At 64.2% G+C, this 25,944-nt stretch carries 26 protein-coding genes and 1 pseudogene; 6 read left to right on the forward strand and 21 right to left on the reverse strand.

Annotation, left to right across the window (positions count from 1 at the left end; all coding sequences use genetic code 11):
- Positions 1–79 precede the first annotated feature (79 nt).
- Positions 80–1,072 (reverse strand): alpha/beta hydrolase, encoded by a 993-nt coding sequence (locus tag PJ250_RS02565; protein ID WP_271647001.1) that lies wholly within the window; start codon positions 1,070–1,072, stop codon positions 80–82.
- A gap of 158 nt (positions 1,073–1,230) precedes the next feature.
- On the opposite strand from PJ250_RS02565, the gene PJ250_RS02570 reads away from it, so the two are divergent.
- Positions 1,231–2,709, forward strand: coding sequence for a GGDEF domain-containing protein (locus tag PJ250_RS02570; RefSeq protein ID WP_271647002.1), 1,479 nt, complete (start codon positions 1,231–1,233; stop codon positions 2,707–2,709).
- 69 nt (positions 2,710–2,778) lie between these two features.
- Here the strand turns inward: PJ250_RS02570 and PJ250_RS02575 are convergent, their stop codons facing one another.
- The 5 genes from PJ250_RS02575 to PJ250_RS02595 form a co-directional block, all read right to left on the reverse strand.
- Positions 2,779–3,564 (reverse strand): glutaminyl-peptide cyclotransferase, encoded by a 786-nt coding sequence (locus PJ250_RS02575; protein ID WP_271647003.1) that lies wholly within the window; start codon positions 3,562–3,564, stop codon positions 2,779–2,781.
- A 75-nt stretch (positions 3,565–3,639) separates the two neighbouring features.
- A complete protein-coding gene (locus tag PJ250_RS02580; protein ID WP_271647004.1) occupies positions 3,640–3,966 on the reverse strand; it encodes a hypothetical protein in 327 nt (108 codons plus the stop codon).
- Between the two features lie 150 nt (positions 3,967–4,116).
- A complete protein-coding gene (gene gvpU / locus PJ250_RS02585) occupies positions 4,117–4,575 on the reverse strand; it encodes a gas vesicle accessory protein GvpU (RefSeq protein WP_271647005.1) in 459 nt (152 codons plus the stop codon).
- A 175-nt stretch (positions 4,576–4,750) separates the two neighbouring features.
- On the reverse strand, positions 4,751–5,809 hold the full coding sequence (locus PJ250_RS02590) for a M28 family peptidase (protein ID WP_271647006.1): 1,059 nt from the start codon (positions 5,807–5,809) through the stop codon (positions 4,751–4,753).
- A gap of 322 nt (positions 5,810–6,131) precedes the next feature.
- Positions 6,132–6,803, reverse strand: a complete 672-nt coding sequence (locus PJ250_RS02595) for a carbonic anhydrase (protein ID WP_271647007.1) — start codon at positions 6,801–6,803, stop codon at positions 6,132–6,134.
- Positions 6,804–7,650: 847 nt separating this feature from the next.
- On the opposite strand from PJ250_RS02595, the gene PJ250_RS20600 reads away from it, so the two are divergent.
- From PJ250_RS20600 to PJ250_RS02610, 3 genes are read left to right on the forward strand one after another with little or no spacing between them, the layout of a single operon-like run.
- Positions 7,651–7,833: a DUF3649 domain-containing protein gene (locus PJ250_RS20600; protein WP_333909496.1), complete on the forward strand. Its 183-nt coding sequence runs from the start codon at positions 7,651–7,653 to the stop codon at positions 7,831–7,833.
- Positions 7,830–9,443, forward strand: coding sequence for a PepSY-associated TM helix domain-containing protein (locus tag PJ250_RS02605; protein ID WP_271647009.1), 1,614 nt, complete (start codon positions 7,830–7,832; stop codon positions 9,441–9,443). The genes PJ250_RS20600 and PJ250_RS02605 overlap by 4 nt, the downstream gene beginning before the upstream one ends.
- Positions 9,440–9,769, forward strand: coding sequence for a DUF3325 domain-containing protein (locus PJ250_RS02610; protein WP_271647010.1), 330 nt, complete (start codon positions 9,440–9,442; stop codon positions 9,767–9,769). Before PJ250_RS02605 ends, PJ250_RS02610 begins: the two co-directional genes overlap by 4 nt.
- A 92-nt stretch (positions 9,770–9,861) precedes the next feature.
- Here PJ250_RS02610 and PJ250_RS02615 read toward each other — a convergent pair whose 3' ends face one another.
- From PJ250_RS02615 to PJ250_RS02630, 4 genes and pseudogenes are all read right to left on the reverse strand, one after another.
- Entirely contained in the window at positions 9,862–10,392 is a 531-nt protein-coding gene (locus tag PJ250_RS02615; RefSeq protein WP_271647011.1) for a cold shock domain-containing protein, read from the reverse strand.
- An 857-nt stretch (positions 10,393–11,249) separates the two neighbouring features.
- The gene (locus PJ250_RS02620; protein ID WP_333909497.1) at positions 11,250–11,741 is read right to left on the reverse strand and encodes a VOC family protein; all 492 of its coding nucleotides are present in this window, start codon (positions 11,739–11,741) and stop codon (positions 11,250–11,252) included.
- A 490-nt stretch (positions 11,742–12,231) separates the two neighbouring features.
- Positions 12,232–12,978, reverse strand: a pseudogene (locus PJ250_RS02625) (SDR family oxidoreductase); the annotation flags it as partial.
- 116 nt (positions 12,979–13,094) lie between these two features.
- Positions 13,095–13,601, reverse strand: coding sequence for a MarR family winged helix-turn-helix transcriptional regulator (locus PJ250_RS02630; RefSeq protein ID WP_271647012.1), 507 nt, complete (start codon positions 13,599–13,601; stop codon positions 13,095–13,097).
- A gap of 275 nt (positions 13,602–13,876) precedes the next feature.
- Here PJ250_RS02630 and PJ250_RS02635 point away from each other — a divergent pair, with 275 nt between their 5' ends.
- Entirely contained in the window at positions 13,877–14,431 is a 555-nt protein-coding gene (locus tag PJ250_RS02635; RefSeq protein WP_271647013.1) for a hypothetical protein, read from the forward strand.
- A 237-nt stretch (positions 14,432–14,668) separates the two neighbouring features.
- Here PJ250_RS02635 and PJ250_RS02640 read toward each other — a convergent pair whose 3' ends face one another.
- Positions 14,669–15,274: a TetR/AcrR family transcriptional regulator gene (locus tag PJ250_RS02640; protein ID WP_271648497.1), complete on the reverse strand. Its 606-nt coding sequence runs from the start codon at positions 15,272–15,274 to the stop codon at positions 14,669–14,671.
- 72 nt (positions 15,275–15,346) lie between these two features.
- Here PJ250_RS02640 and bdcA point away from each other — a divergent pair, with 72 nt between their 5' ends.
- Entirely contained in the window at positions 15,347–16,060 is a 714-nt protein-coding gene (gene bdcA, locus PJ250_RS02645) for an SDR family oxidoreductase (protein WP_271647014.1), read from the forward strand.
- 941 nt (positions 16,061–17,001) lie between these two features.
- Here bdcA and PJ250_RS02650 read toward each other — a convergent pair.
- The 10 genes from PJ250_RS02650 to PJ250_RS02695 form a co-directional block, all read right to left on the reverse strand.
- The gene (locus PJ250_RS02650; RefSeq protein ID WP_271647015.1) at positions 17,002–17,424 is read right to left on the reverse strand and encodes a Dabb family protein; all 423 of its coding nucleotides are present in this window, start codon (positions 17,422–17,424) and stop codon (positions 17,002–17,004) included.
- Positions 17,425–17,862: 438 nt separating this feature from the next.
- Positions 17,863–19,791: an alpha-L-fucosidase gene (locus PJ250_RS02655; RefSeq protein WP_271647016.1), complete on the reverse strand. Its 1,929-nt coding sequence runs from the start codon at positions 19,789–19,791 to the stop codon at positions 17,863–17,865.
- Positions 19,792–20,028: 237 nt separating this feature from the next.
- Positions 20,029–20,349 carry a type II toxin-antitoxin system RelE/ParE family toxin gene (locus PJ250_RS02660; RefSeq protein WP_271647017.1) on the reverse strand — a complete coding sequence of 107 codons (321 nt, stop codon included), beginning with the start codon at positions 20,347–20,349 and terminating at the stop codon, positions 20,029–20,031.
- Positions 20,337–20,594 carry a type II toxin-antitoxin system Phd/YefM family antitoxin gene (locus tag PJ250_RS02665; protein ID WP_271647018.1) on the reverse strand — a complete coding sequence of 86 codons (258 nt, stop codon included), beginning with the start codon at positions 20,592–20,594 and terminating at the stop codon, positions 20,337–20,339. Before PJ250_RS02665 ends, PJ250_RS02660 begins: the two co-directional genes overlap by 13 nt.
- Positions 20,595–20,955: 361 nt before the next feature.
- On the reverse strand, positions 20,956–21,570 hold the full coding sequence (locus PJ250_RS02670; protein WP_333909498.1) for an RNA polymerase sigma factor: 615 nt from the start codon (positions 21,568–21,570) through the stop codon (positions 20,956–20,958).
- A gap of 68 nt (positions 21,571–21,638) precedes the next feature.
- Positions 21,639–22,439 carry an XAC0095 family protein gene (locus tag PJ250_RS02675; RefSeq protein WP_271647019.1) on the reverse strand — a complete coding sequence of 267 codons (801 nt, stop codon included), beginning with the start codon at positions 22,437–22,439 and terminating at the stop codon, positions 21,639–21,641.
- 362 nt (positions 22,440–22,801) lie between these two features.
- Positions 22,802–23,155, reverse strand: a complete 354-nt coding sequence (locus PJ250_RS02680; RefSeq protein WP_271647020.1) for a hypothetical protein — start codon at positions 23,153–23,155, stop codon at positions 22,802–22,804.
- Between the two features lie 496 nt (positions 23,156–23,651).
- A complete protein-coding gene (locus PJ250_RS02685) occupies positions 23,652–24,077 on the reverse strand; it encodes a hypothetical protein (protein WP_271647021.1) in 426 nt (141 codons plus the stop codon).
- 762 nt (positions 24,078–24,839) lie between these two features.
- Positions 24,840–25,130, reverse strand: coding sequence for a hypothetical protein (locus PJ250_RS02690; protein WP_271647022.1), 291 nt, complete (start codon positions 25,128–25,130; stop codon positions 24,840–24,842).
- A gap of 56 nt (positions 25,131–25,186) precedes the next feature.
- Positions 25,187–25,735 (reverse strand): hypothetical protein, encoded by a 549-nt coding sequence (locus PJ250_RS02695; protein WP_271647023.1) that lies wholly within the window; start codon positions 25,733–25,735, stop codon positions 25,187–25,189.
- Positions 25,736–25,944 lie beyond the last annotated feature (209 nt).

Genomic DNA, 25,944 nt, shown 5'->3' on the forward strand with positions numbered 1-25,944 from the left:
GGCAAGAACATGAGCGGGAGGGTCGATCAGGGTACAGGCGTCCTCGGCGGGCCTGGCCAGGCCATCGGCCAAATTCCCGTCAAGTCGGTGCCCGGCCCAGCACCCGGCGCACGAATGCCGCCACTTCCCGGGCCAGCTCCTCGTCCTCCGGCGCGCCATTGAAGCCGCCATGCGGCATCGCCTCGAACACATGCAGCTGCGCATCGACATCCGCCCGGCGCAGCGCGCGGTGCAGGCGCACGGTGTTGGACAGGAACAGATCGCGCGTCCCACTCTGCAGGAAGGTCGGCGGGAACCCGTCGAAGCGGCCGAACAACGGCGACAGCCGCGGGTCGGCCAGGTCCGCCCCACCCGCATAGAGCAGGTTCTGCGCCATCAGCGAGCCGGGCAGCACCACATCCACCGTGCGGTTGACCTGGAAGCTGTCACCCGACTCGGTCAGGTCCACCTCGGGCGAAAGCAGCACCAGGCCGGCCGGCAGCGGCAGACCCTCGTCGCGGGCGCGCTGGAGCATCGCCGCGGCCAGACTGCCGCCGGCCGAGCGTCCGCTGATCACCACGCGCGCGGCGTCGTGTCGCGCCAGGACCGCGCGGTAGACCGCCAGGCAGTCATCTAGCGCGGCTGGATAGGGATGCGCCGGCGGCATCCGGTAATCCGCGCCGTAGCAGGCCAGTCCGTGCAGATCGGCCTGGACACAGGCGCCGATCCTGCACGCCTGGCCGCCACCGAACACCAACGCCCCGCCGTGCAACTCGATCAGTGCCGCATCCGGGTCCTGCGGCTCGACGGGCGTGGCCAGGTGCACGGTCGCCGTGCCCACCTGCAGGGTCCGCGCCTGGGCACGCACGCGCCCGGCCGCCGCGGCCAGCGCCTGGGCATAGTGCTGCTCCACCGCCGCCTGCATGCGGATCCATCCCTCGGAGTCGTCCGCTGCCGGCACGGCGATCCTGGCGTTGTGCGGCACCCCATCGGCAGCGACCTTGTCACGCAAGTACTCGCGTGCATGCGCGCTGATCGAGGTCGGCACGGGGATCGTGCGCGCTTCGATACGGACGCCGTGACCGTCATCCATGGAGACACCCTTTAGGGAAAGCAGTCGACCGACAAGGATAACCATCGCACCCGATCTAAAGTTTTAGCTCCACGCGCCGCTATTCTTGACGCATCATCTTGGCGCCGCACGATTCGGCGCCCCAGCTCGTCCCCCGAGAGAACGCTCCGCGCCCCGACATGCGTACCGACCTCCAACGCGAACTGCAGCACTGCCGAGGGCTGCCCAGTCCTCCAGGCGTGGCACTGCAGTTGCTGCGGCTGGCGCAGGACCCGGACGCGATGATGGCAACGGCTTCGAACCTGATCGGCAAGGATCCTGCGCTGAGCGCGCGCATGCTGCGCGTGGCCAATTCGCCGCTCTACGCCGCCCGCCAGCGTGTGGAAAATCTCACCCAGGCCTTGTCGCTGCTGGGACTCAACGCCACCCTGACCTTGGCCCTGGGCTTCACCCTGTCGCGGCAGATGTCCCAGCCGGAGAGCAACTGCCCGCGCGAGCGCGTCTGGAAGCGCTGCGTGGTCGCCGCGCTGGCCGCCCGCCTGCTCGGCGAGCGTGTCGGCTTGCGCCAGCTGGAAGAACTGATGCTGGCCGGCCTGCTGCAGGACATCGGGGTGCTGGCGCTGTGCCAGCTGTTCCCCGGCGAATACCAGGCCCTGCTCGAGCAGGCGCTGGACAATACCAACCTGCTGCTGAGCGAACGCGAGACCTACGGCGCCGACCACGCCGAGATCGGCGCCCTGCTGGCCCGGCACTGGAACCTACCCGAGCTGCTAACCGACGCCATCGGACAAAGCGAAGCGCTGGCGCAGGTACAGCTACCGCCCTTCCAGGCCTGCGTGCGGGTGTCCGGCCTGATCGCCGACATCTGGATGGGCCAGGACACCGAACAGGCGCACCTGGAAGCCCAGGCCTCCTGCATGACCCATCTGTCGCTGGGCCCGGATACGTTCAACGGCGTCGTGGAGGATGTGCGCACGATGCTGGCCGATGTCTGCGAGGTCTTCGAGGTGCACATCTCCAGCCCCTCGCAGCTGCGGGCCATCCTGGACGATGCCCGGGAGCTGGCCCAGCTGCGCGCGATGCGCGACCTGCAGGAGGCCGCGCGCGCGCGCGAAGCCGCCGAGGAATTCGAAGGCCGCGCCCGCCGCCTCACCGAGGAGGCCCGCCGCGATCCGCTCACCGGCATTTTCAATCGCGCCCAGCTCGAGCACGTGCTCGGCAAGGAATTCGAGGCCGCCCAGCGCCACGGTTGGCCGCTGTCGGTCGCCTTCATCGACCTGGACGACTTCAAGCAGGTCAATGACCGCTGGGGCCACCTGGTCGGCGACGAGGTGCTGCGCAATTTCGCCCAGGCCCTGCAGGTCTACCTGCGCGGCAGCGACATCGTGGCCCGCTACGGCGGCGAGGAATTCATGATCGTGCTGCCCGGCATCGACGCGGCCACCTCGGCCAACGTGGTGCGGCGCATCCTGGCCGAGGTCGGCCGCCTGCCGATGACCATCATCGACCAGCAGCCGCTACACGTGACCTTCTCGGCGGGCGTGGCCACCCAGGACAGCGCCCATGCCTTCCCCAGCATCGAAGCCCTGCTGACCAACGCCGACAAGGCGCTCTATACCGCCAAGCGCGACGGCCGCAACCGCGTGGTCAGCGACTGAGGGCATCCCGCTGGCGCCTGTGGCGCGCCAACGGCACAACGCCTGCGGCCTCGCGTCGCGCCATGCGTCCTACTGGGCCGGCGCCAGCTCGATCTCGTAAAGCGTGGGCCACTGCTTGCCGGTGACGAAGATGCGATCGTGCGCGGCGTCGTAGGCGATGCCGTTGGCCACGTCGTTGATCGGGTCCTCCAGCGTGTCGCGCGGCGGCACCAGCGGCGCCAGCTCGACCCAGCCCAGCACCTTGCCCGTGGCCGGATCGATGCGGGCGATGCGCGTGGTCAACCAGACGTTCGCCCACAGCTCGCCCTTGATCCACTCCAGCTCGTTGAGATTGCGCAGTGGCTGCCCGTCGGCGGTGACCTCGATGGTGCCGGTCTGCTGCAGGGTCTGCGGGTCCAGCCGCCGGATCTGCGCGGTGCCATCGCTCATGTACAGACTGTGCCCATCGCTGGTCAGCGCCCAGCCCTCGCCGCGATAGGCGAAGCGCGTCTGCGGCTGGAAGGTCTTGAGGTCGTAGACGAAGCCCTGCCCGCTGCGCCAGGTGAGCTGGATCAGCCGGTCTCCGGCGGCCACGATGCCCTCGCCGTAATACGGCGGGGCCAGTTCGGCGCGCTGCAGGACCTGCCCGTTGTCCAGCGCGACCTTGCGGATGCCCGACGCCCCGATCTGCCCGGTACTCTCATAGAGCGCACCCTCCAGATAGAACAATCCCTCGGTGTAGGCCGAGGTGTCGTGTGGATAGGTCTTGACCACGGTGACGCCTTGCACGGGTAGCGCTGCCTGCGCCGCACCGGCGGACAACACGACGCAGGCCAGCAAGGCCAAGCGGGACCATAAGCGGACATGGAAGTTCATGCCGCGATCATCCCATGATCGCCGCGCGCCGGCGCACCCGCGTGCGTGTGCCATGGCGCAGAACTCCGCCCCGCTTCAGGCCGCCATCATCATCCACACGATCCACAGCACCACGCAGGTGAACACCAACATCGGCCCGAGCAGGATGAGCAGCCATAGCGGGATGCGCCGCACGGCCATCGCCAGTGCCGCAGCGGCCACGCTGCCGATCAGCACTGCGCACCAGAAGCTGGCATTGCCGTAGGCCAGGACTTCGTTGGGGAACAGCAGGCTGAAGAGGATGAACAATGCCGCCGGCACCACCAGCAGGCCAGACAGGAAGGCCACCAGCGGACGGACGATGGACTGACGTGCCGCCTCGCGGCGAGCGGGCGCAGCAGGCGGCGTGTAGGGATCGCGCATCAAGATGTCCTGTCGGTCGGCTCGGGTGCCGCGTGGGCGCGTTCGCGTCGATCTTACGGATTCGGCAAGACACCGCGCACACCGCCTATAGGGATGGCGAGGCGGGGCGCACATGGCGACACCGCACCCGCCCCGCTTCGTCACGCGCGCCTACGCGCCCTCTTCCGACAGCAGGCCGAGGCTGAAACCGGAGACCGCGTTGATCTTGCCGCGCCACAGCACCCCGCGATTGCCCGGCAGCGGCTGCCCGCCCGGCGAAAAGCAGCGCGAGTCGATCAAGTGGATGAACTGCGGCGGCGGCGGATCCTTCCCTTCCTCGGAGGTGTAGATCTCCGCATAGCTGGCAAAGGACCGACGGATCTCCTCCTTGCCCTCCGCGTCGCCCGGGAAGGCGGCCGCGAACTCTTCGGCGAAGGTCTCGAAATAGCGCTTGCCGCCCACCAGCAGGCCCGACACGATCGCGCCTTCGACAAACAGCGTGATCCCGAACTGCACGTCGGTACTGTTGACCGTGGTGACCAGACTCTGCAGGTACCAATCGACGCTCTGTCCCTCGACGGTCACCACCATCTCGTCACTGCTCAACGCCTTGCCCTGGTCATCGCTCATCGCACGCTCCTGCAGTTGTGGGTCGGGGGGATGATAGGCGTTCCCAGTGACAGCGGGGCGTGCCGGTCAACCCGGCTTTGCTCACATACCTGTAGAAGCAGGCACAGCGTCCTGGTGATCGAGTGCGTCACTGCGATGGATTTCGCCGTGACATCGCCGCGCCTGCGGCCCTGCGTCACTCTCCATGCAAACGGCGCGCCGCCTCCACGTACTTGGCGGTTTTGGGGTTGCTAGTGTTCCAGCGCGGGGCGACCGGATGGTTGGCGATGGTCCAGACGGCCAGGGCCACCGCGCGATCCACCGCCGCCATGTTGGCGTAGTCGATCTTGTCCCAGGTGTCGGCCGCGCCGTGGTAGTCGGCGAAGTCGTAGGCCACGCTGATGGTATGCGCCGGCACGCCCAGGTCGGCCAGGGCCTGGTTGTCGCTGAAGGCGAAATAGCGGTCGCTGTTGACCGGATGCTTGGTCATGCGGATGCCGGTCTGTTCACCCGCCTTGCGCAGCACGTCGGCCACCTCGGAATAGTCGGCACCGGTGATCGCCGCGGCGCGCACCTGCGGGCCCTCGCTATCGTCAGTACGACCGACCTGCTCCAGGTTGATGTCGGCCACGGTGTCGGCCACCGGCACCAGCGGATGGGCGCCGTAATAGCGCGAACCCACCAGCCCGTGCTCCTCACCGAACACGGTCATGAACACGATGCTGCGCTTAGGCCGCACTTTCTGGGCGGCGAACGCGCGCGCTAGCGCGATCACCGAGACCGTGCCGCTGCCATCGTCGTTGGCGCCGTTGAAGATCGGGTCGTCGCCCTTGTCCTTGCGGATCCCCAGGTGGTCGTAGTGCGCCGTGACCAGCACGTAGGTCTTGCTCAGCGTCGGATCGGACCCGCGCAGCACGCCGACCACATTGCGCACCAGCAGCGGTGCCGACGCGTCGGCGAACTTGGCGCGCTCCTTCTCCGGCGCGATCTTGCGCCAGTCGGCGGTCTGGAAATAGCCGTCATCGCCCAGCGGTTCCAGTCCGGCGCCACGGAACTGGGCGGCGATGTATTCGGCCGCGATATCCAGCCCGCGCGAGGGCGTACCGCGCCCTTCCAGCGCGTCGGACGCCAGGAATGAAAGATCCCCGCGCATCGCGTCGGCGGAAATGGCGGCCAGCAGACTCGCCTGGCGCTGCTGCGGTGGCAGCGGCAACTCCTTGGCCTGCGCGCTGCCGATGGCAAATGCGGCCGTCAAAACTGCAACGCGAAACAACCTGTCAGTCCCCATGTAGCGTCCCCTCATTCGTTGGCCCGGCAGTCTAGCCCGACGGCGCGCAGGCCAGGAGGCCGAGCCAGGGGTCGGGCCTTTGCTGCGTGCTGAAAATGCTCGGTGCCGGCACCGGAGCCGCATTGTCCAAGCCCCGAACCGGGCGCTGCCATCGGACTCCGACGTGCGGCGCAATAGAGGACCTGGAAGTGTCGCCTATCCCGCTCCCGGACCGAGTGTCGGTTCGGAATCCAAACGCAGGCCTCACTCCGCTCCAAGCCGTGCTCGCGCCCGCCGGCGCGCGCGGTCTTCACAGACTCTCATAGACGGTGCGTCCGGCCAGTGACTGCACCGGCCGTGCATTGAGCGGGAACATCTGGCGGAATGCAGCGATGTCGCGCTCCTTCAGCGTCACCGGATGCTTGAGGATCATCCAGCTCACCCCTTCCGAGCACGGCGGTGTGGTCAGCGAACCCTTCAACGCGTAATAGCCATGGTCCTGGGGCAGCAGCGCCGGCAGGAAGAAGTGCCCAGTCGGCTGCGGCGTGGCGCCGGCCTTGCTCATCTGCGCGAAGATCGTGTCCCAGGCCGCGTTGTCGCTTTTGCCAGCGTCGATCAGCAGCGCGACGACACCAAGCTTGCCATCGGCGTCCTTGTGCACAAAGTGCGCGACCATCTCATGGCGGCGGTCGCCGATCGATTCCTCGCTGGGCGTGTGGAAGTGGAACTGCACCAGGTTCCACCGTCGCTCGCCGACGGTGACGCTGTTGCCCGACGGCACGTTGACCTGGATGGTGTGACCGTTGTTGACCATGGTCGGCGCGACCATGGTGTATTCGAACATCAGCGGCGGCATCACCTTCTTGACCGTACGCTGGATATCGACCGGGCTCTGTGCATGGCCCAGCGAACAGGTGGCGTAGTCCTCATCCAGATCGCCCCAATGGGTGGGCCCACCGGGGCCTTGATAGTCCCAGTGCATGGCATGCGCAGCAGAAGGCGTTCCAACCGGCGTGACGATCGTTGCCGTCGATGAAGCGGCGTGGATGTCCTGCTTCGCGCACACTCGCGCCGAGGCTGGCAAGCGCCAGTGCGACAACCACACCGGCAACGTGACGACGTGCATGAGTCCCTCCTGTCAATGATCGTGGCCTCGTGCCGTATTGCCAGCCGCGACCCGCAAGCCCTCCCGCCATGGCCTGTCTCCCTGATGGCCGCAGTACCGACGACGACGCCGTGTGCATCGGCATCGGCATCGGCCGCGCTTGCGCGATCTGCAGGGAAATTTCAGGGGACGCAGACAATCCGCTGACGGGCGGCAACCCAGGCAACCGTCCGCTGCGTCATCGCCCCAGGTCAGGCTGCCGGCAGCACCTGTCGTGGACCGCACGTCCGCATTTCGGTTGACGATGTTCTTTCTCGGATGCGCGGCCATCGCCTCCCCCGATCCGCGGCTCGAGCGTTGACGGCGATCCTTTAAACGATAACAATTCTCATTCATTGGGCGCGCGGTCCGTCCGTCGACCCGCCTTGATCGGCCTCCAGGGCAAGCCTCGGAGCCCTCGGTTGCCCACCCCCACCCGATAACTCGCCATCACCATGCCGACCATCAACGCCGGGATTTCGATCTCAAAAAAGCCCGTGCCTTCCGGCCAGATGCAAGGCATCGCCTGCCGGATGACCAGCGCCTTCGATCTCCCATGAGGACGCCTCAGCCCGCGCCTGCGGCACGCCGGTCCGGCCGCGCCTGGCCCGGCATCCTTTCGCGCAGCCTGGCGGCGATGCTAGGTGGCTACGCATTCGCCGCCAGCACCGGGGCATTGCTTGCCGTGGCGCTGCCCATCGCGCGCAGTCAGGCCGTGCTGACGGGCATGCTGGTGGCGATCGTCGCAGGCGCGTGCGCTGCGTTGTGGGCCTTTGCCTCCCGCAATGCGTGGAAGGCTTGGGCCGGCCTGGCCATCCCCACGGCACTGATGGCGCTGGCGACCTCGCTTCTGCGGGGCGGGTCATGAAGCAGAGCTTTCGCCAGTCCATGGCCTGGCTGCATACCTGGACCGGCTTGCTGGTCAGTTGGCTACTGCTGCTGATCTTCATGGGGGGCACCGCCAGCTACTACCGCGAGGAACTCAATCGCTGGATGCGCCCGGAACTGCCGCGCACGGTGGTCGCGCCGGACGTGGCGGCAACCAACGCGCTGCGATACCTGCAGCGCGAGGCCCCCGACGCGACGTACTGGAACGTCACTCTTCCCGATGCGCGCAATCCGGCACTGGACATGTACTGGATGAACCCGGCCAGGGAAGGCGCCTCCAACGATCGCGCCTCGCGTCGCGCGCGCTTCGGTCAAGCAACGATCGACGCGTCCACCGGCGAGCACTCGCAGGTGCGCGAAACCCGCGGTGGCGACTTCTTCTATCGCCTGCACTTCGACCTGTACGCGATCCCGGTGCTGTGGGCGCGCTACATCGTCGGCTTCTGTGCGATGTTCATGCTGGTCGCCATCATCACCGGCGTCATCACCCACAAGAAGATCTTCAAGGACTTCTTCACGTTTCGGCCGCGCAAGGGGCAACGCTCCTGGCTGGACTTCCACAACGTCAGCGCGGTCATGGCCCTGCCCTACCACCTGGTCATCACCTACACCGGCATCGTCACGCTGATGGTGATGTACCTGCCGCTTGGCATCAAAGCCGCCTATCCGGAAGGCCCGCAGGCCTTCTACGATGAATCCTTCAGCGATCTGCCACCAGCTGGCGACGCCGCAGGCACTCCAGGCACGCCCAAGCCGATCGCCGAACTGCTGGCCAGTGCGCGCCTGGCCTGGGAGGGCAAGGCAGTGGAAAGCTTCCGCATCGACCATCCCGGCGACGCCGCTGAGACGGTCAGCGTGTACCAGCGCGACGGGCGCCGGCTGTCCTACGAAACGCCGGGCGTGCGCCTGAACGCTGCGACCGGCCAGATCATCGCGCACAGCGGTCGCGCAGGCGCGGCGTCGGAGACACGCGGCGTGCTGTACGGCCTGCACATCGCGCGCTTTGCCGACCCGGTCCTGCGCCTGCTGTTGTTCGCCTCCGGCCTGCTTGGCTGCCTGATGGTGGCCAGCGGCGCGGTCCTGTGGGGAATCAAGGAACGCGCCAAGCACCTCAAGTCCGGCAGGATCGGCGTTGGGCTACGCCTCGTCGATGCGTTGAACATCGGCGCGGTCGGCGGCCTGCCGCTCGCCTTCGCCAGCTATTTCTGGGCCAACCGGCTGGTGCCGCTGCATATCGAGGCCCGGCCGGACATGGAGGCCCGTGTGTTCTTTCTCGTCTGGGCCATCGCCATCGTGGCGGGCTTCATACGACCGCGCCGCCAGACCTGGGCCTGGCTGCTGTACATGGCCGCCGGGCTGTTCACGCTGATCCCGCTGCTCAATGCCTTGACCACGCATGTGCACCTGGGTGTCACCCTGCCCCAGGGCGACTGGGCCTTGGCCGGAGTCGACTTGGTCACCTGTTGCATCGGCCTGGTCCTGGGGTACTGCGGCTGGCGAATGCAGCGCTGGCAACCGCCGGTGTCCGCGGCGGAAAAGCGTCGTCGCCAGGCACCACCGCAGCCCCAAATCGAGGGTGGCGCCGCATGAATCTGCTGATCCTCGCCCTGTGTTTCAGCGGCTTCGTCGCGCTGTGCCTGTCGATGGAGCGGTATCAGGCGGTCTTGCCCTCCGCACGCATTGATGGGCCACGGCTGCGCGGCCTGCGCTGGCTGGGATGGGCACTGACCGCCGCAGCCCTCGCCTGCGCGGTTAGCGCAGGCGGCTGGGGCGTGGGCATGGTGCGATGGCTGGCGGCGATGACCATCGCCGGAAGCGCGATCACCTTCGGCCTGTTGCCGTACCGCCCGCATTGGATCAAGCCAGGCGCATTCGTCCTGCCGCTGCTGGCCACGATTTTGCTTTGGGTGCACTGATCGCCCGGGCTGCGCATCACGACAACGGCGATTTGTCATAAGGCACGTGCGATCCGAAGCGTCCTGCCCTGGCTCTAGGAATCCCTCACCGCTCAGTTGCACCATTGCTGCTCACACGGCACGCCATCGTGGTCCCCATCCATCTTGGTGCCGGGGCAATGCTGGAGGAAATATCGCGCCTCTGCGCAGGAGTTCATCTGGGAACACATCGTGCGGCCGTCGCAGGCGAAGGTCGGCGGCGCAGCCGAGATACGCGGGACCTGCGCCGAAGCCGGTTCGGGCGGCGTGGGCGCAAAGCGCGAGTATCCGTAAACGCCCAAGCCGACAAACGCCAGCAGCGCGACCACCGCGCCAACGCCAAGGGACGGTGAATCTGGCTTGCGCTTCGCTCGCGGCCGGGCCGAGGCCGGGCGCTGTCCAGGACGCATGATCCGGACCGCGCGCAGCTTGCCATTCGGCCCGGTCTCGACTTCAAAAGAAATCAGCTCGTTGATCCGAGGGCGCTCACCGTCCCTCGGAAACGCGGAGATGTGGACGAAGATCTCCTGCTCGCCCTGGGCTGGGGCAATGAAGCCGAAACCTCGGTCATCGTTCCATTTCGTCAGCGTGCCGTGCGTGCGCATCGAACTGCTCCTGACAAATCCCTGTTCTCACCGATAGCGACCTGCCCGCCCTACGCGGTGAGGACGCACCAACCGACTTTGAGTCCGTTGACCCAATGCGTGCCTTCTGACTGCCGAATTCCATGGCTGCCTAGATGGACATGCTCACCGAAATAAAGCCCGAGCCCAGCCAGATCAGAAAGCCGAGGAGCGCGCATGGCAGCAGCAGCGGACGAAGACTGGCACCGACGAGGAGCGTTGCCAGAAATGCCAATGTCGAGCCGTAGAACGCGGAGCGTGCCCCGGGCCCCAAACTAACCAGCCGGGTGGTCCGACCAGGGCAGCCATCAGAATGGAGTCACTCGGCAGCCAATCGGGTCGATACAGCACCACCAGGCAAAGCGCGGCGTAAGCGCTTGCCAGTGCGATCAACGATGCTGCCGCAGTGACAGCCGCAGCGGCCAACCGGTGGCCGGGAACACCCGAAGAGCGTCTGATCATTTGAAGGCCTTTGCAAATCCATCCCCGCGCTAAACCACGGGCCACAACGCAAGCCATCGGCCCGATCCATGCAAATTTGCCTCAGTCTACCTGCCCTTGCTGCTGCTCGGATCTTGCTCATCAGCGCCTTGAAGCGGAACTAGCGCCGGAGGATGGCGGGAGGCGCCCCCTTCAAGGCACAGCGGGTTCGAGCGCCGGGCCCCGCCAGGGAGCGAGAGGATCAGATGCATCGCACCGGTGCGTGTCTGGCGCAGGCGCCATGGCCCCTTTGGCCAATTCAAAAGTGACTTGCGCCCATCGCCAGCGTTAACGTTTGTTTCTTGGCACCATCATCAATCAGCAAGGCGCACCTGGCTCTGCTTCTCCGAGCCCTGCGTCTAGGAGCCGGCCGGCGGCTCCCACAGTTCCACCTTGTTGCCTTCCGGGTCCATGACCCAGCCGAATTTCCCATAGTCGGAAGCTTCGGTCTTTTCCAGCACCTTGCAGCCCTCGGCACGTAACGCGGCCAACAGCGCGTCCAGGTCGGCGACCCGATAATTGACCATGAAGGGCGCTTCGCTGGGAGCGAAGTTGCTGCCATCGCCCACCATCCAGGCCGTCGAGCCCGGCGTCGGCTTGCCCTCTGCATCGGCCCAGTGGAACGCAGTGCCACCCCACACCTGTACATCGATTCCCAGGTGGTCGCGATACCAGGCACGCAATGCCTTGGGATCGCGGGCCTTGATGAACACACCGCCGATCCCCGTGACCCGCTTGAGCGCGGGCGTCTGTGGACCGGGCTTGCCCGGTGCCGCTGGCGGGGTCTGGCCCGACGCCAACAGGGGCGGCAAGGCGAGAATGAGGACCACCGCAGTGAACTGCTTACGCATCGCAACACTCCGTCCGAGTTGAGTTGCCGCAAATCGCTTCAGCCCAGCAGCTTGCACGACGCCAAGATGCTGCGCCGCGGATTGTCCGCGCCGGGTGGTCGAAAGAGAAGTGCCGGTGGAGCGCGACCCGAAAACCAGCATTACGCAAGCGCATTTCCGTTATGACGCCCATCCCTTGCGCTTTAACGCCGCCACGCGCACCAGGCGCCGACGGTTGGCGGAGCCACGAAGCGAAGGGCCTCCATGCGCAGCATCGGCGTGCGTCGGCGCCGCGGGTTTCATTCGGCAATTCCTTTAGCCTCACCCTCCGGCCCAGCCTCACCCTCCTGCAAGGCGTCTGGCGTCCAGCGTCTACGCTTGCCAAGACAAGGCAGCTCGGGCGCACGGCGCGCGCAAGCGCCTGTCCTTAAAAACAAACCGGTGCGGGTCTCATTGAATCCGGACCCTTTGCCGATCGTCTCCTTCGAGTTCCTGGCCCGCTTACGCCTAATCAGGAGGCCGCTTTGGCGAACTGCGCGCAGTGATCGTGGACAAAGTCGGTGAAGCCACGCGCAGGCGTGCCGATCAGGCGCTCGATCTCGAAGGTCGGGTCGATGTCGTGATGGCCTGCGACAACATCGGCGAACTGCACCACCAGCCCCTTGGCCATCCACGGCGAGTTGCCGGTCAGGCAAAGGAGTGCGCGGAAGGCCAGGGGCGGCAGGTTGAGATAGCGCACCTTGTGCCCCAGCACGTCCGACAGGCGCTTGGCCGCCTCTTCCATATCCAGTGTTTCCGGGCCGGTCAGCAAATAGGTCGCGCCCACATGATCCGGTTCGGTCAGCACGGCCGCGGCCACGCGCGCCACGTCGCGTGTATCGACCCAGGAGACAGAGCCGCTCCCCGTGACCTGGGGCAGATAGCCCTTGGCAATCGGGTCCTTGAACCAGAGGAAGTTCTGCATGAACGCCGTCGGCTTCAGGAGGGTCCAATCGATGCCCGCAGCGCGCAGATGATGGTCGATGCGCGCGTGGGCTTTCGCCCAGGGAACAGGTGAGCGCACGTTTCCGTCGGAGGCGGAAACCTTGACGATCCTGGCAATCCCCGATCGCTTGGCAGCGTCGATCGCAGCGGTTTCCTGGGTGAACTGTTCTGGCGTGGGCGGCGTAATGAGGAAAATCGTCTGGCACCCGTCCGTGGCAGCCGGGAGTGTCTCCGGGCGATCGAAATCGCCCAGGACGGCCTCAACGCCGCGCTGCCGGAAGTCTTCGACCTACGCCGGCTTGCGGCACATCGCCCGAAACGGCGTCTTGGATTGAGCAAGGAGCCGACAGATCTCGCCACCGATGCCGCCGGTCGCTCCGGAGATCAGGATCATGGTTGCGCGTCCTTGTCGTTGTCAGGGCCGTGAGCGGTCGGATGGGACCCGCGCTCCATCCACGCAGTGATCATGTCGCTCATCTGCGCAAGGGTCGCTTTGGCTTCCTGGAGGCGCTCGCTTCCGATGCGCTCGGTAATGGCCTGATCGATCTGGGCGACGGCCTCTTCGGCCGCTGCCAAGGCCTTGATGCCCGATGGAGTCAGGACAATGAGCTTTGCGCGCCGATGGTGCGGGTTGTCCTGGAACTCCACCATCGCGCGCTCGGCAAGCAGGCCGACGATACGCTGGACCGCTTGGCGGGTCAGCCCCATGTTGCGAGCGAGGGATGCCGTGGGTAGCGGCACCGGTGAATATCGCAACGCGGCGAGCACCTGCCACCAGGCGCTGGTGAGGCCCAGATGCGCGACCAGTTCATTACCAGCGCTGATCAGCCTGCCATTGGCGGCAAAGATCACCAGCGAAAGTTCACGCACGGGATTCGACTGATCGTCCATGCGCATCATATTGTCATTACGACAGCATGCTGTCAATTTGCGCCGAACTTGCGCGTGCCGTGGCCCATCGCGCTGGCATACGCTGAGCGGAGAAAGACACGCCTATCGAGACCGATCGCAGCGAGCTCTCCTCGCGTTAGGTGAGGAAAGGGTGACCGGAGTGGCGACGGAATCGCCGCGCCCAACCGCAGCTGGCGGCCGTAACCGCGCTGCACGGGCATGCGACGCAACCATCACCTTTATCACAGGCCAGAATTATGGCGTTTATTACGGAGACATCTATGACAACCTCCCGACATATTAATTTTGTATTTTCTGCGGCGCTCTTCGGCCATGTTGGATTTTGTTTAGCCGCCAGTGTCGTGCAACCAAGGAAGGCGAGCAATGCTGAATTTAACGCTGCTATGTCCGCAGTCGAGAAAGTGGCGCGATATTTTTCAAGTTCCGGTGACACGTTGAAGCTTGAGGCGCTGATCTCCACGTCTTCGACTGGCGAAACAAAAGCATTCAACACGAAAAATTCAACGATTGAACTAGCTGCTTTCCCCCTCACAAATGCTTTAAGTGCATCCTCCTCTACCCTTTACGTTGATTCGAAAAATGAAGAGCCGAGACTTCTGGCCATGAACGTCTCAGGCGTCTGTCTGTCTAGGAAGCAGTTCGTTGGTCGCTATTCCGACGCGACGCTGATGTCGTTTCCACATGGCCACAGCTCGGAAGAGACATATCAGTACCGAACAGTGATCGATGGTGTCGCGATCATTTCCGAGTTCAAGGAGAAATCGAGAGACTGTATGTCGGCGGTCAAAATCCAACACGCGAATGAGGCGAGCTGATTAAGCAGGGGCCGCAAGAATGGGGAGACAAGGATCAAGTTTAACGTGGCTCCGTTACTCGAGGCCTCCACGATGTCTCCTTGCACAGATCCCGTAGCAAGGTCCACTCGCCCATCGAGAGTCCGGCCGCCGCGCACTGGAAGCAGCGCAAAGCCATGCAGGAAGTCTGCACAGAAGCGGGCACTGTCACCTTGGCACCTCTGAGCCCCGGGCAAGTGCACGCGCACCCTTGCCCCACTATTCGCCCCCCGCCTTGCCAGGCATGGCCAGGGCCAGTGCGGAACCGGCCAGCCGGGCCGAAGCCAGCAGTTGCTCCACGTCATGCCCACTGCGCGCGGCGGCCGACAGACCGGACATCGTCACGACCATGAAGTCGGTGACCTGGCGGGCCATCTCCGGGTGGCGCGCAGCGACGTAGTCATGGATCACGCCCTCGGCGGCTCGGCTGAATCCACACGCGGCCTCGCGCGCGTCGCGGTCCTGACAGCGCGTCCCTTCCAGCACGAGGCAGCCCCTTCCCGTCACCTGCGCCGCATAGCGCCGCGCGGCGTCTTGGAGAACATCGGTCAGCGCCTGCGCCACGTCCAGGTCGGGCCGCAACAGATCGGCAAGCGGGATCGCCCCGGTGTGCGCCCACCGGTCCAGGACCCGCGCGTAAAGACCGGCCTTGCTCCCAAACGCTGCGTAGAAGCTGGGCGGGGTGATGCCCAAGACATTGGTGACGTCCGCCACCGTTACCGCGTCGTATCCGCGCGCATGGAACAGCACCTGCGCCTTGGCCACCGCCTCGTCCGGATCGAACTGGCGCGGCCGCCCGCGCTGGCGCGCCGTTTTTGTAGTCATCGTTATAAATTCCTTGACAAGCGCCAGGGCCACTTATGTAATGACTCCTATATTAATCAACCAGGAACTGAAATGCCCACTTTTCAAGACAAGTCCGTCCTCGTCCTGGGTGGCAGCCGCGGCATCGGCGCGGCCATCGTCAAGCGCTTTGCGGCCGATGGGGCCAAGGTCACCTTCACTTATTCCGGCTCCCCGCAGGCCGCCGAGCAGCTGGCGGCGCAGACCCAAACCACGACGGTACAGACCGACAGCGCGGACCGGGATGCGGTGATCGCCCGCGTGCGCGACAGCGGCCCCCTGGACATCCTGGTGGTCAACGCCGGCATCGCGATCTTCGGCGACGCGCTGGAGCAGGATCCCGATGCCATCGATCGCCTGTTCCGGATCAACGTCCATGCGCCCTATCACGCCGCAGTGGAAGCGGCGCGGCAGATGCCGCAGGGCGGGCGCATCATCATCATCGGCTCGGTCAACGGCGACCGCATGCCCCTCCCCGGCATGGCGTCCTACGCATTGAGCAAATCGGCGTTGCAGGGACTGGCGCGCGGCCTGGCCCGCGATTTCGGACCACGCGGGATCACCGTCAACGTCGTGCAGCCAGGTCCGATCGACACCGATGCCAATCCTGCCGACGGTCCGATGAAGGACCTGATGCACAGCTTCATGGCCATCAAGCGCCACGGCCGACCGGAGGAAGTCGCGTCCATGGTGGCCTGGCTGGCCGGCCCCGATGCCAGCTTCGTCACCGGTGCGATGCACACCATTGATGGCGCTTTCGGCGCGTAACTGAAGCGCGGGTCAGGGACAGGGCGCGATAGACCGCGCATCCTGGAGACTACCTTCAGCGTCCTGCGCAGCTAACAAGCGATGGCCGTGACCGTCGCTTGTTTCTGCAACCAACCGCGTCAGCCCATGCGAATGCGGCATCGCCGCTAGGCGCGGCCCCAGTCTGCTGGCACATGCGCCATCGTGCACCGGAGCTGACAACTCGCTATGCCGCCGGATAAAAGAAATAAGCTAGAAGTGAAATGACCGGCGCTTCTGTGGAAACCATCATGCCTCGCTGTCGTCATCTCCGCGCCTGCTTTGCCGTGGCCGCCTTCGCGAGTCTCTCGGTGCAGGCGCAGACCGCAGAAGGCACAACGAGTCCAGTCGGATTCTTTTGTGCGTATGAAAGCTCAACCTTGGCCACGCTGCATTGGTTCAATGCAGACGTAGCACGCCCCCCAATCTGTAGGCCATCTGCGGATCGGCCAACACCGGTGCGGCGGACGGCATCCGGTCCACGCTGGAGGTTGGTTGACTCCGGTAGGCGAGCAGAGCTTCTTTCAAATAGCTCAAGGACCTGACTGCCGATAAGAGGATGTTCCTCGTAGAGCGGAGTTCCTTGTAGAGCGGAGCTTGCTCCGCTGCACTTCGATCAGCCTGTTGGTAAAGCCCAGCGGAGCAAGCTCCGCTCTACGTTTCTCCATTCAGAGTGATTTTTGCTCTGAAGGAAATTAGCGTTGCCCTTCTCTTCCTTGGGACGGCGCTTGTGGCTTTGGCCTTTGCCCAGACAAAAGTAGCTCGCACACAGCGCGTGCGAAAGATCTTGCTTCGGCCTTGAGGATCAGGAAGTAAAGCTGCCCAGGCTTTTGGACCCGGATTGCGCAATCTCCATGTGGGCGGGACTCCCTGCTGGATCTATGCCACAGGCGATGCAGCAGGCCTGACCAGGCGCAAACAGGCTACGGCGCGGCGGCCTTGACGTCATACACGACGACGCGTTGCCACAGGTGCTCGCAGTCGGCGACGAACTGCTTGTGGATGGGGTGGACCTGATAGGCGTTCTGTCCGGCGACATCATCGAAGAACAGGAGTTCCGAGGCGCTGTAGCTGGCATCGACGACGCCGCGTTGCTCGGTCTGCGCCGGCACGCCGATGTGGATGCCTCGCACGCTGTCGATACCGGCCAACGTTCGCAAACCGGTGAGCAGCTTGGCGAGATCCTCCTTGGAATCCGGATGCTTCAGCCAGAAGAACACGTGGTGCACGATCGGCGGGAACGCCGCCTTGTCGGCGGGCATGGCCGCGCGGGAGCCTGTGGCGGTCACGCTGGCAGCCAAGGCGGTCGCGGCAACGATGAGGTCACGGCGCGTGCGATCGGTCATGATCCACCCTTCAGTACGTGGTCTGCGAGCCTGCGAGTATAGGGCGGCAAGCGCGGGGCCGGGCTCACTCGCCAAGCAGTGCCAGCGCGCAGTGACGGGGGCGCGGCCCTTCATTGAAACCGCACACCATCCCTTGGCTTCGCTGCCAAGCGTGCTCAAACATGTCGTTTACCTGCCAGGGCTGGAGCGCGCGGCGACAGCGCCTCCGCGCTCCCCAATCCGCTGAGCGGCCTCGGTCACCGATGCGCGGCACCGGCGCGTGTTCTTCAATCCCATCTTGTGGACCGGCGCCAGCGGCGTGACGTGGCACCTCCCTGTGCCTCGCCGTTCTACACGGCGCATCCCGCGCAGTGGCTACTTTTTTGCCAAGGTAACCGTGGCTCGCAGGCACTGCTTGCTTCTGGCCCCAACCCAACCTGCAGCCTGTTCCCCACGCCATCAACGCAAGCGCGAGAACGCACCAATCCCGGCGATCGCCAGCCGCTCGGCGGGCACCGCCGTTTCGGCGAACGACAGCCGCAGGTAGCGGATCTGGCGGACCTCGGGGAAATTCAGACGCTGGGTCGAGAGCGCATAGGCGATGTTGGACAGTTCGCCGGCACCGGCCGGTTGCCAGTGCTGGCCATCCTCGCTGCTTTCGGCGCGATAGCCCTTCGGTGGCGCCGCGCCGTTCAGCACCGCGCGCGAGGGCGTGAGACTGAAGCCGGCGACCTGACGCAGCGCGCCCAGGTCGATGGTCACCTGCGCGGGATGGCCTGGCGTGGGCGCGGGCACGATCCAGATCGTGCTGGCGTCATCGTCAAGCAGCTTCTCCGCGCCCGGTGCGCTGGCCTGGACAATGCGCCAACCCGCGGCGGACAACACGTCGGGCGCGTTCTCCGTCGGCCGCGCGACCGCGACCGGCGCAACCGCGCGGAACAGCGCGAATTCGCTGATCGCCGGGCAGACCGGCGCCGCGAGCACGACCAGCCGCACACGGCGCGCGGTGAGCGGGCGGTCGAGCCGCACGATCCGCTGCGCACCGATGCATTCGGCTTCGGCCAAGCGCTGCCATTGCCCATCGACCTCGGCTTCAACCGCGAAGCGGGTGACGCGCACGCCCAGCGGCAGGTATTCCCGCAGCCGGATCAGGTCGAAGCTGCGCGCCGCCGACAGTTCCAGCGTCAGCGTCGGCGTGGTGACATCGTCCGGCGTCGACCAGTAGCTGTCTCGCTGGCCATCGAGCACGCGCGCCGGATCGAATCCAGGACCGCGCGACGCACTGGCGCTGGCCTTGGCGCCCTTGGCCAGATCGAGGGCGAAGCTGGCACGGATCGCATCGCCAAAACTCTGCAGCACCGCCACGTCGTGGTCGGCGATGCGGCCGCGTCGGTCGGGTGGCAGATTGAGGTTCATGTTGGTGCCGCGCGCGACTGAGGTGTCGAAATAGCGCACCAGATTCTCCGGGCTGCGCACCTTGCCGTCTTCATCGGCATGGTAGAACCAGCCCGGGCGGATCGAGGTGTTGGTTTCGGCCGGCCACCACAGGGCCGCCCCACGCACGCCGGCATTGCCGTTTTCCTGGGTGTAAGGGGCATTGGGCATGGTCGGCCAGCATGGATCGCCCGCGATGCCGTCCTCGTTGCCCACCCAACGGATATCGGCGCCGAGCGGGTCGAAGGTGCAGGCCATCGGCTGGTGCTGGTGGACCAGCGCGATCATCCGCGGCCAGTTGTAGTAGGCGGGCGCATCGATCTTGCGCGTTTCGCGCGCGCCGCCGTAGTAGCCATCGCCGCCATTGGCGCCGTCGAACCAGAACTCGAACAGGTCGCCGTAGCCGGTGCACAGCTCGACGATCTGCTTGCGGAAATAGTCGAGATATCCCGGGCGACCGTACTCGGCGTGGTTGCGATCCCAAGGGGACAGGTAGATGCCGAAGGCCAGGCCCGCGCGACGACACGCCGCGGCCATTTCGCCGACGATGTCGCCCTTGCCGTTCTTGTAGGGCGAATTGCGGATGCAATGCTCGGTCAGGCGCGTGGGCCAAAGACAGAACCCATCGTGGTGCTTGGCCGTAAAAATGATCCCTTTCAGATTGCCGGCCTTGGCAGCGGCGACAATTTGATCCGCGGAGAAATCGCTGGGATCGAACTTGCGCGGGTCCTCGGCGCCGTAGCCCCACTCCTTGTCGGTGAAGGTGTTCATCGCAAAATGCACGAAGGCGTATTGCTCCCGCCGATGCCATCGCAGCTGTCGCGCGCTCGGCACGGCACCCCACGGCGAAGGCCCCTTGGGGCGCGGCGCGGCCACGACCTGCGCGGCCGATGCACTGAAACCTGCGGCGACGGCCACAGCCCCTGTGGCAAGAAAGGTACGACGATCGATCATTCGTGCATCCAACTGTGTACGAGTTCAGATCTTAGCGTCTCCAACAGCGCGAACGTGCTCCCACGAGCCCATGAAACCGGCGTATTGAGCGGCTGAAGACAGGCAAGTCCACTGCGTCCCCTACACTGCTGCGAGCCAGACACGGGCGAGACAAAAGAACCCCTCGTCACGTCGCGTCAGCGCAATGGGGCGACCTGATGATTTCGTTCGTGGACATCCGGCTGCTTGAACGGATCGTCAGATCCCTACCTGCTTTGAGCGAGCAGCAAGCGGCCCCTTGCGGAGCAGGCGCTCGGAACGCATGACATGCAGGACAAAGACCTTGTGGCCGTCATAACGATAGAAGACCCGGCATGGCGGCTCCACTATCTGGCGATAACGCGACTTCCCAAGTTCTGGCGGCCGACTGCCACTTTCGGGATGGTCTGCAAGCTGCTCGACATGACCGAAAATGCGTTTGACCAGTTCCGAGGCGGCGACCGGGCTTTCCAGTGCGATGTAGTCGGCAATGGCGTCCAAATCCGACAATGCCGGCTCGGACCAGACTATTTCAGCCATCTGGCAAGGCGTTTCCTGGCTTGAGCGTGTGTCGTCGCACGCCCCTCAGCGAGGGCCTGCTCTCCACGCGCGATGCCTTCAAGGATCGCCATCCGCTGTTGCATGAGCTGATAAGTCTCAACGTCCAGGAGATATGCGCTTGGAAGTCCATGCTGGGTGATGAGGATGGGCTCCTTGTCCCGCTCGATGTCAGCGAGGAGTTCGGTGGCCTGTCGCTTGAGCGTTGTGACGAGTTCGGTGCGCATGGAGTGACACTAGAGTATCACTCCAAGTTGCGCAAGTGCTCGGCCAAAGACCCGACCCACGCGTTGAGCGGGACCGGTTTGCGGCGGCGTTAGAGCCGCAGACCGGCGGGAATCTGGCAGTGGAACCGGTGACCGGACACCTGAAGCGGGAGCACCGACTGGACCGGTGCTGGCGAGTCCTCCCTCGGAATGGTGTCTGCGGTCCTGGCTGCTTCTCCGAGACAAAAGTGGCTCGCACGCATCGCATGCGAAAGCTTTTACTCCCACACTTTGGCCAAGGAAGTAAACCTGACCCCGCTATCCGTTGCAGCTACGGACGGCAAAGGACAACACAGGGACGGCGCCGGAGACACGTCAAAACTCACTCCACCGCCCTGCGGCAGGCGGCCAGCGCACGGCTCACGTGTTTCTCCACCATCTTCACCGAGATGCCCATGGCGGCTGCCACTTCCGGATAGCTCAGACCTTCGAAGCGGTGGAGTTCGAAGGCCTGGCGGCATTTGGGTGGCAGCATGGCGAGCGTATGACTGGACAAGCGCGCCAGGAAGCGACGCGCATCCACGACGTCGGCCACCGATGAACCATCAGCCAGCAGCGGCGCGACCAGGTCCAGCGATACATGGTCTGCCGCATAGCTTCGATGGCGCCTGCGCCAATGCTCCAGCAAAAGGTTGTGGGCGATGCGGTACATCAGCAATGGATAGCTCTGGATGCCGGGCGCGTCGCGGTAGTGCAGCATGCGCAGCAGCGTTTCCTGGGTGAGATCCGCGGCGGTGTGTGGGTCGCGCAGACGTTGGTGCATGTAGATGAGAAGCCGTGGCCGCAACTCGGCCACGGCTGTGTCGAACCGTTCCCTGCACGACGCTGTCTCCTCACGCACACGCCAGCGACGCGTCAGACGACGAGGCGCGTAGAGACCTCCGGACACTGCGTAGAGCGGCGCCGCCTCGCGCGCGCTCCCGAGCCCATCCCGCACGCCGCTTCAGCTCCGTGGCAAACACAGTCCATACGCGAGCGGTGTCGTCGCCATCGCTACGGGACTCCTCAATGCAAGCGCAGCCCGCCTCGGCTTGGCGCGTAAGCCTGCAACGACGAAGACAGCGCCGGCGCCGCACGTGGTCCGTGATCCGCCTCGGATGTCGCCGGCACGCAATAGGCAGGTCGCGGCTCTTCCACCGAGAAGCCGGTGCCGGGGCGTGGGGTCAGCATCTGTGCGTTGATGGCCGTGACCAGTTCGTCCAGCTCGTTGGCGCGGTCGAAGATCGTGTGCCCCAGCGTCGCCAGGGTGCCGGGCGCGAAGTCCGCCATGTCGTCGGCGGACACCGCATCGCCATAGGCCATGATGCGGTCGACCAGCAGATTGAGTTCATCGATCTGCTCGGTGGTCACACCGAAGACGTAGCGGCCCGTCTCGAGCCCGGACTGCCCGGCTTGGTGGACTTCCGGCTCTTCCTCTTCCTCTTCCTCTTCCAATTCCTCCGCGTCCGGCGCATCGTCGTGCGGCGCCGGATCGTCCAGGCGCGCTTCGGCCGGCGCCTGCTGCGCGGTGTCGACTGCCTCGGGCTTCGTGTCCGACGCACCCTGGTGCGCCGGCCACGTCACCTCCTGCAACACCAGGTCCAACTGCTCGGCCAGCTGATCCAGGCAGAACATCAACTCCGCCATGCCCACCACCGGCGCCCACTCCTTCGCCTCGTCCGCAATGCGCGGCTGCGCCAGTCGCGCCAGAAAGTGGATGTGATTCCTGACCTGCGTCAGCAACAGCTGACTGTCCTCCGGCAGGAAGTAGCCGGTGTCCTGATCATCAAACGTCTGTTCCGTCATCGCCGCTTCTCCTTTCACCATGAAGTGACCGCCCGCCATGAACGGCGGACGGGAAGTCGGGAGGCTAGAAACCGCAGAGAGCCGGCGGGCGTATTCCCCTTGCGGGTGTTGTATTAGCCGCCCTCCCGACGCAGGCATCGCGTCGGTTGCACCTGCAAGGCATGCAGGCACAAAAAACCCACCTGTTTGACGGAGGTGGGTACCGCTCTCTGCGGAGTTTCTAGGCTCCTTGCAATGAAGATTGCTAGCCCTGAATGCCGGTGTCAACCACTCACGGCATGCATGCGCGACGCGACCGACCAACGGCCAGACACATCCTGCTTGCGGCGTGTTCGTGTGTCCCGCCGTCGAATGGCGTCCAATCTAGCCGCCTTCGTGCCGTGCTACCTCGGCATCGACACCAGCACCCACGCCACCCAAATCGGCAGGCACCAAAGCGTACCGATCAGGATGGCGGCAAGTCGCCAGAGTAGATTCGCTGCAGCGGGCAAACGCACGGCCCGCACGATCCAGAGCGCCAGCGTGGCGCTCGTCGCGACCATGAAGAGTTGGCGAGGCGAAAGCCACGCAACCACCACGAGCAGGATCGCCCCGAACAGAGCCACCCCATAGCGTACGTACACGGAGAGATCGCGGCGGGAGAGATAAGCAAAATGCGAGCAGGTCCCCAGCCATGCCAGTGCAACCAAGCAGAAGGCCAGGACAACTTCCTCATGTGACGCGATCGAAAACGGCATCGTCTACTCCCTTAAGCCCGCCTTCCGCATCATCGTTGCTGTTGCTGTTGCTGTTGCTGTTGCTGTTGCTGTTGCTGTTGCTGTTGCTGTTGCTGTTGCTGTTGCTGTTGCTCAGATCTTGATCCTCAGCGCCCTAAAGCGCCGAGCACCGGAGGATGGCAGGGCAGAAGAAGCGCCCTTGTCTGAGCGTAGCGGGTTTGGGCGCCGTCCCGAAGAGGGATAAATGCCCCGCCAGCCGCGGAGCACAGGGAACCGATGCACAGCATCGGCGCGCGTCAGGCGTTTGCGGTTTGACTCGGCACATCCATGTGCCTCGCCCTTCGGGTCGGCTGCGCCGTTCTGCACGGCTCCTGCCGTGCAGTGGCTACTTTTGCCAAGACAAAAGTAGCTCGCGCGCACCGCCTGCGGAAGCTCTTACTTCGGCTCACAAAGCCAAGAAGTCAACCTGACACCGTTAGTCAACCAGAGGATGATGAATTGAAAATGCGGGAACACCTCAGGGCCTGATCACGCCAGCCCGGAGACGCCTCCACGCGAAGTACAAGACCACAGCAACGGTGATCTGGAACGGCGCAGAAACCATCAGCTCAGCCGAAAAATTCGGCAGAATCTTATGGACATCCCCGCCTGATTCTTCGTATGCCGCAACTCCAGCTGGAATCGCCCATGACCCATATAGACCAATCACCACGAGCACTCTGATAGCGGCCGAATTGCGACCCCATACCCTCGACACAACAGGAGCCAAGACCAATAAGACAAGGCTTGCGAGGCCCACAACAGAAGACACAATGAAGACCTTGTCCGCGTCTCCCTTACCAAACATCGCCCCCAAGCCGAAATACAGAATAACCGGCATTGGCGCCACACCGTGTCCGGCGACGATCAACGCGATCGAATATGTAGCCAACACCGCTGCCATGGACTTCCAACCCATAAAATTCCTCTTTGCCCCTTGAATCGCAACTAAGACTGAATTGCAAACAAAAATTGCCCCAAACTTTTCAGCGCGGCACGCCGGCGATCCTGACCACTAACTTTCTTCCCCACAGCGATGCGCTGCGCAACCCGGCAGCAACATCATCGCCGCAACGAACACGGCGATTACGCACTGACGCATTTCCCTTCCACCGATAGGCGCCACGCTCCTGTGGCCAGTTTAGCTTTCCCTGTAACACGCGGTCACATCAAATCCCCCATCCCCGATGGCCTGGGAGTCACGTTCCAAGCCCCTGTCCTGCGCGCCTTTGAGCGCGTCGAGCACCGGAGGATGGCAGGGCCGAAGAAGCGCCATTGTCTGAGCGTAGCGGGTTTGGGCGCCGTCCCGAAGAAGGGATAAATGCCTTGCCAGCCGCGGAGCACAGGGCACCAAAGCGCAGCATCGGCGCGCGTCAGGCGCTTGCGATATTGGCCACTTTTGCCAAGACAAAAGTAGCTCGCGCGCATCGCGTGCGAAACCTTTGATCTTCAGTATTTCCCAACGAAAGAAGGTGCACTTTGGTCCTTTTTTCGGTACCGACACAGAGTTGGAAAGCGCACTCTGACCCCTGTTTCGGCAGCGCGCGAAAGCCCTTGCTTCGTTCAGAAAGCCCAGAATTCAACCCGACCCCGTTACTCACGCATCGCGTGCGAAAGCTCTTGCCTGTAAAAGCGACATTGACGAAATCAATCACCCCCATCTCCTTCAGCTCGATCCCTGATCATTGCGATCAAGCTTTTCGATCAGATCGAGCAACTGGTGCCCCCTTGGCGAGTACCTCTGGGTGTCCACGACAAGATACAGATACCCACTGTTTGGCACGTTCTGGTAGGACATGACGGCCGTGACGTCTTCGTATGGCTCCAGTGCGTCAATGATCCTTCCGCAGTAAGGGACTGCAATAGACTTTGTACCTTCGACAGCCGCGTAGCCGTCGGCTACCACTGCATCTACGGCGTTATATATATTTTCTGGCGGGACGAATATTCGCACCATGGACACCCTCGCTTTGATATTGCACGCTTTATAGGTTACAGGAAATAATCCCAACCTCAATTGCTAATGAGCCAACCATAAAAGCGCACACCGACCACCGTTTCGCTTGCCATTAGAGCTCGACCGAGTACGAACTTAATACCCCCTCCCTCCTTAGCTGCTAGGCACTGTGCAGAATCGTCGAACGAAATAGCGATGTGACGAGTTGGATAGCGAGAAGCACCCCCGAAAGCTATAGCGAAAGGCACGAGCGCCTCGACATAGAACGGGACCTGCAAGACGGCGAGACGAGCCAAAACCACCAAGCCCGAGGCCGAGCATACGTAGGCACCCAGTTGGAAAAATTGAAGCGGCTGGCGAAAATCGAAAGGATTGAGTCGCCATGAGGGGCGCGCCCATTTCTTTGCAGAATCTAGAGCAACAAGATGAACCATGAATATCGCCGCCATGCCCACGGTGCAGAATAGGAATATCACCAGCAACGCGCCCCATTCGATTGGGGGCGACGCCTGCGGGCGAAGGGGCGTGAACAGCGCGCCAGCCGCTGACACCAGCATGATTGCACACCTCAAGACGACCCATCTGCGCATGTTCTTGATGCCCACCTAGCCAATCGCCAGCCATGGATTAGACCTGACTTTGCTGTTGCTGTTGCTGTTGCTGTTGCTGTTGCTGTTGCTCGTATCTTGATCTTCAGCGCCTTAAAGCGCGCCGAGCACCGGAGGATGGCGGGGCCGGAGAGGCGCCCTTGTCTGAGCGCAGCGAGTTTGGGCGCCGTGCCCCGCCAGCTGAGGAGCGGAGGGGACCGATGGGC

The sequence above is a fragment of the Pseudoxanthomonas sp. JBR18 genome (assembly GCF_028198165.1).
GTDB lineage: Bacteria > Pseudomonadota > Gammaproteobacteria > Xanthomonadales > Xanthomonadaceae > Pseudoxanthomonas_A.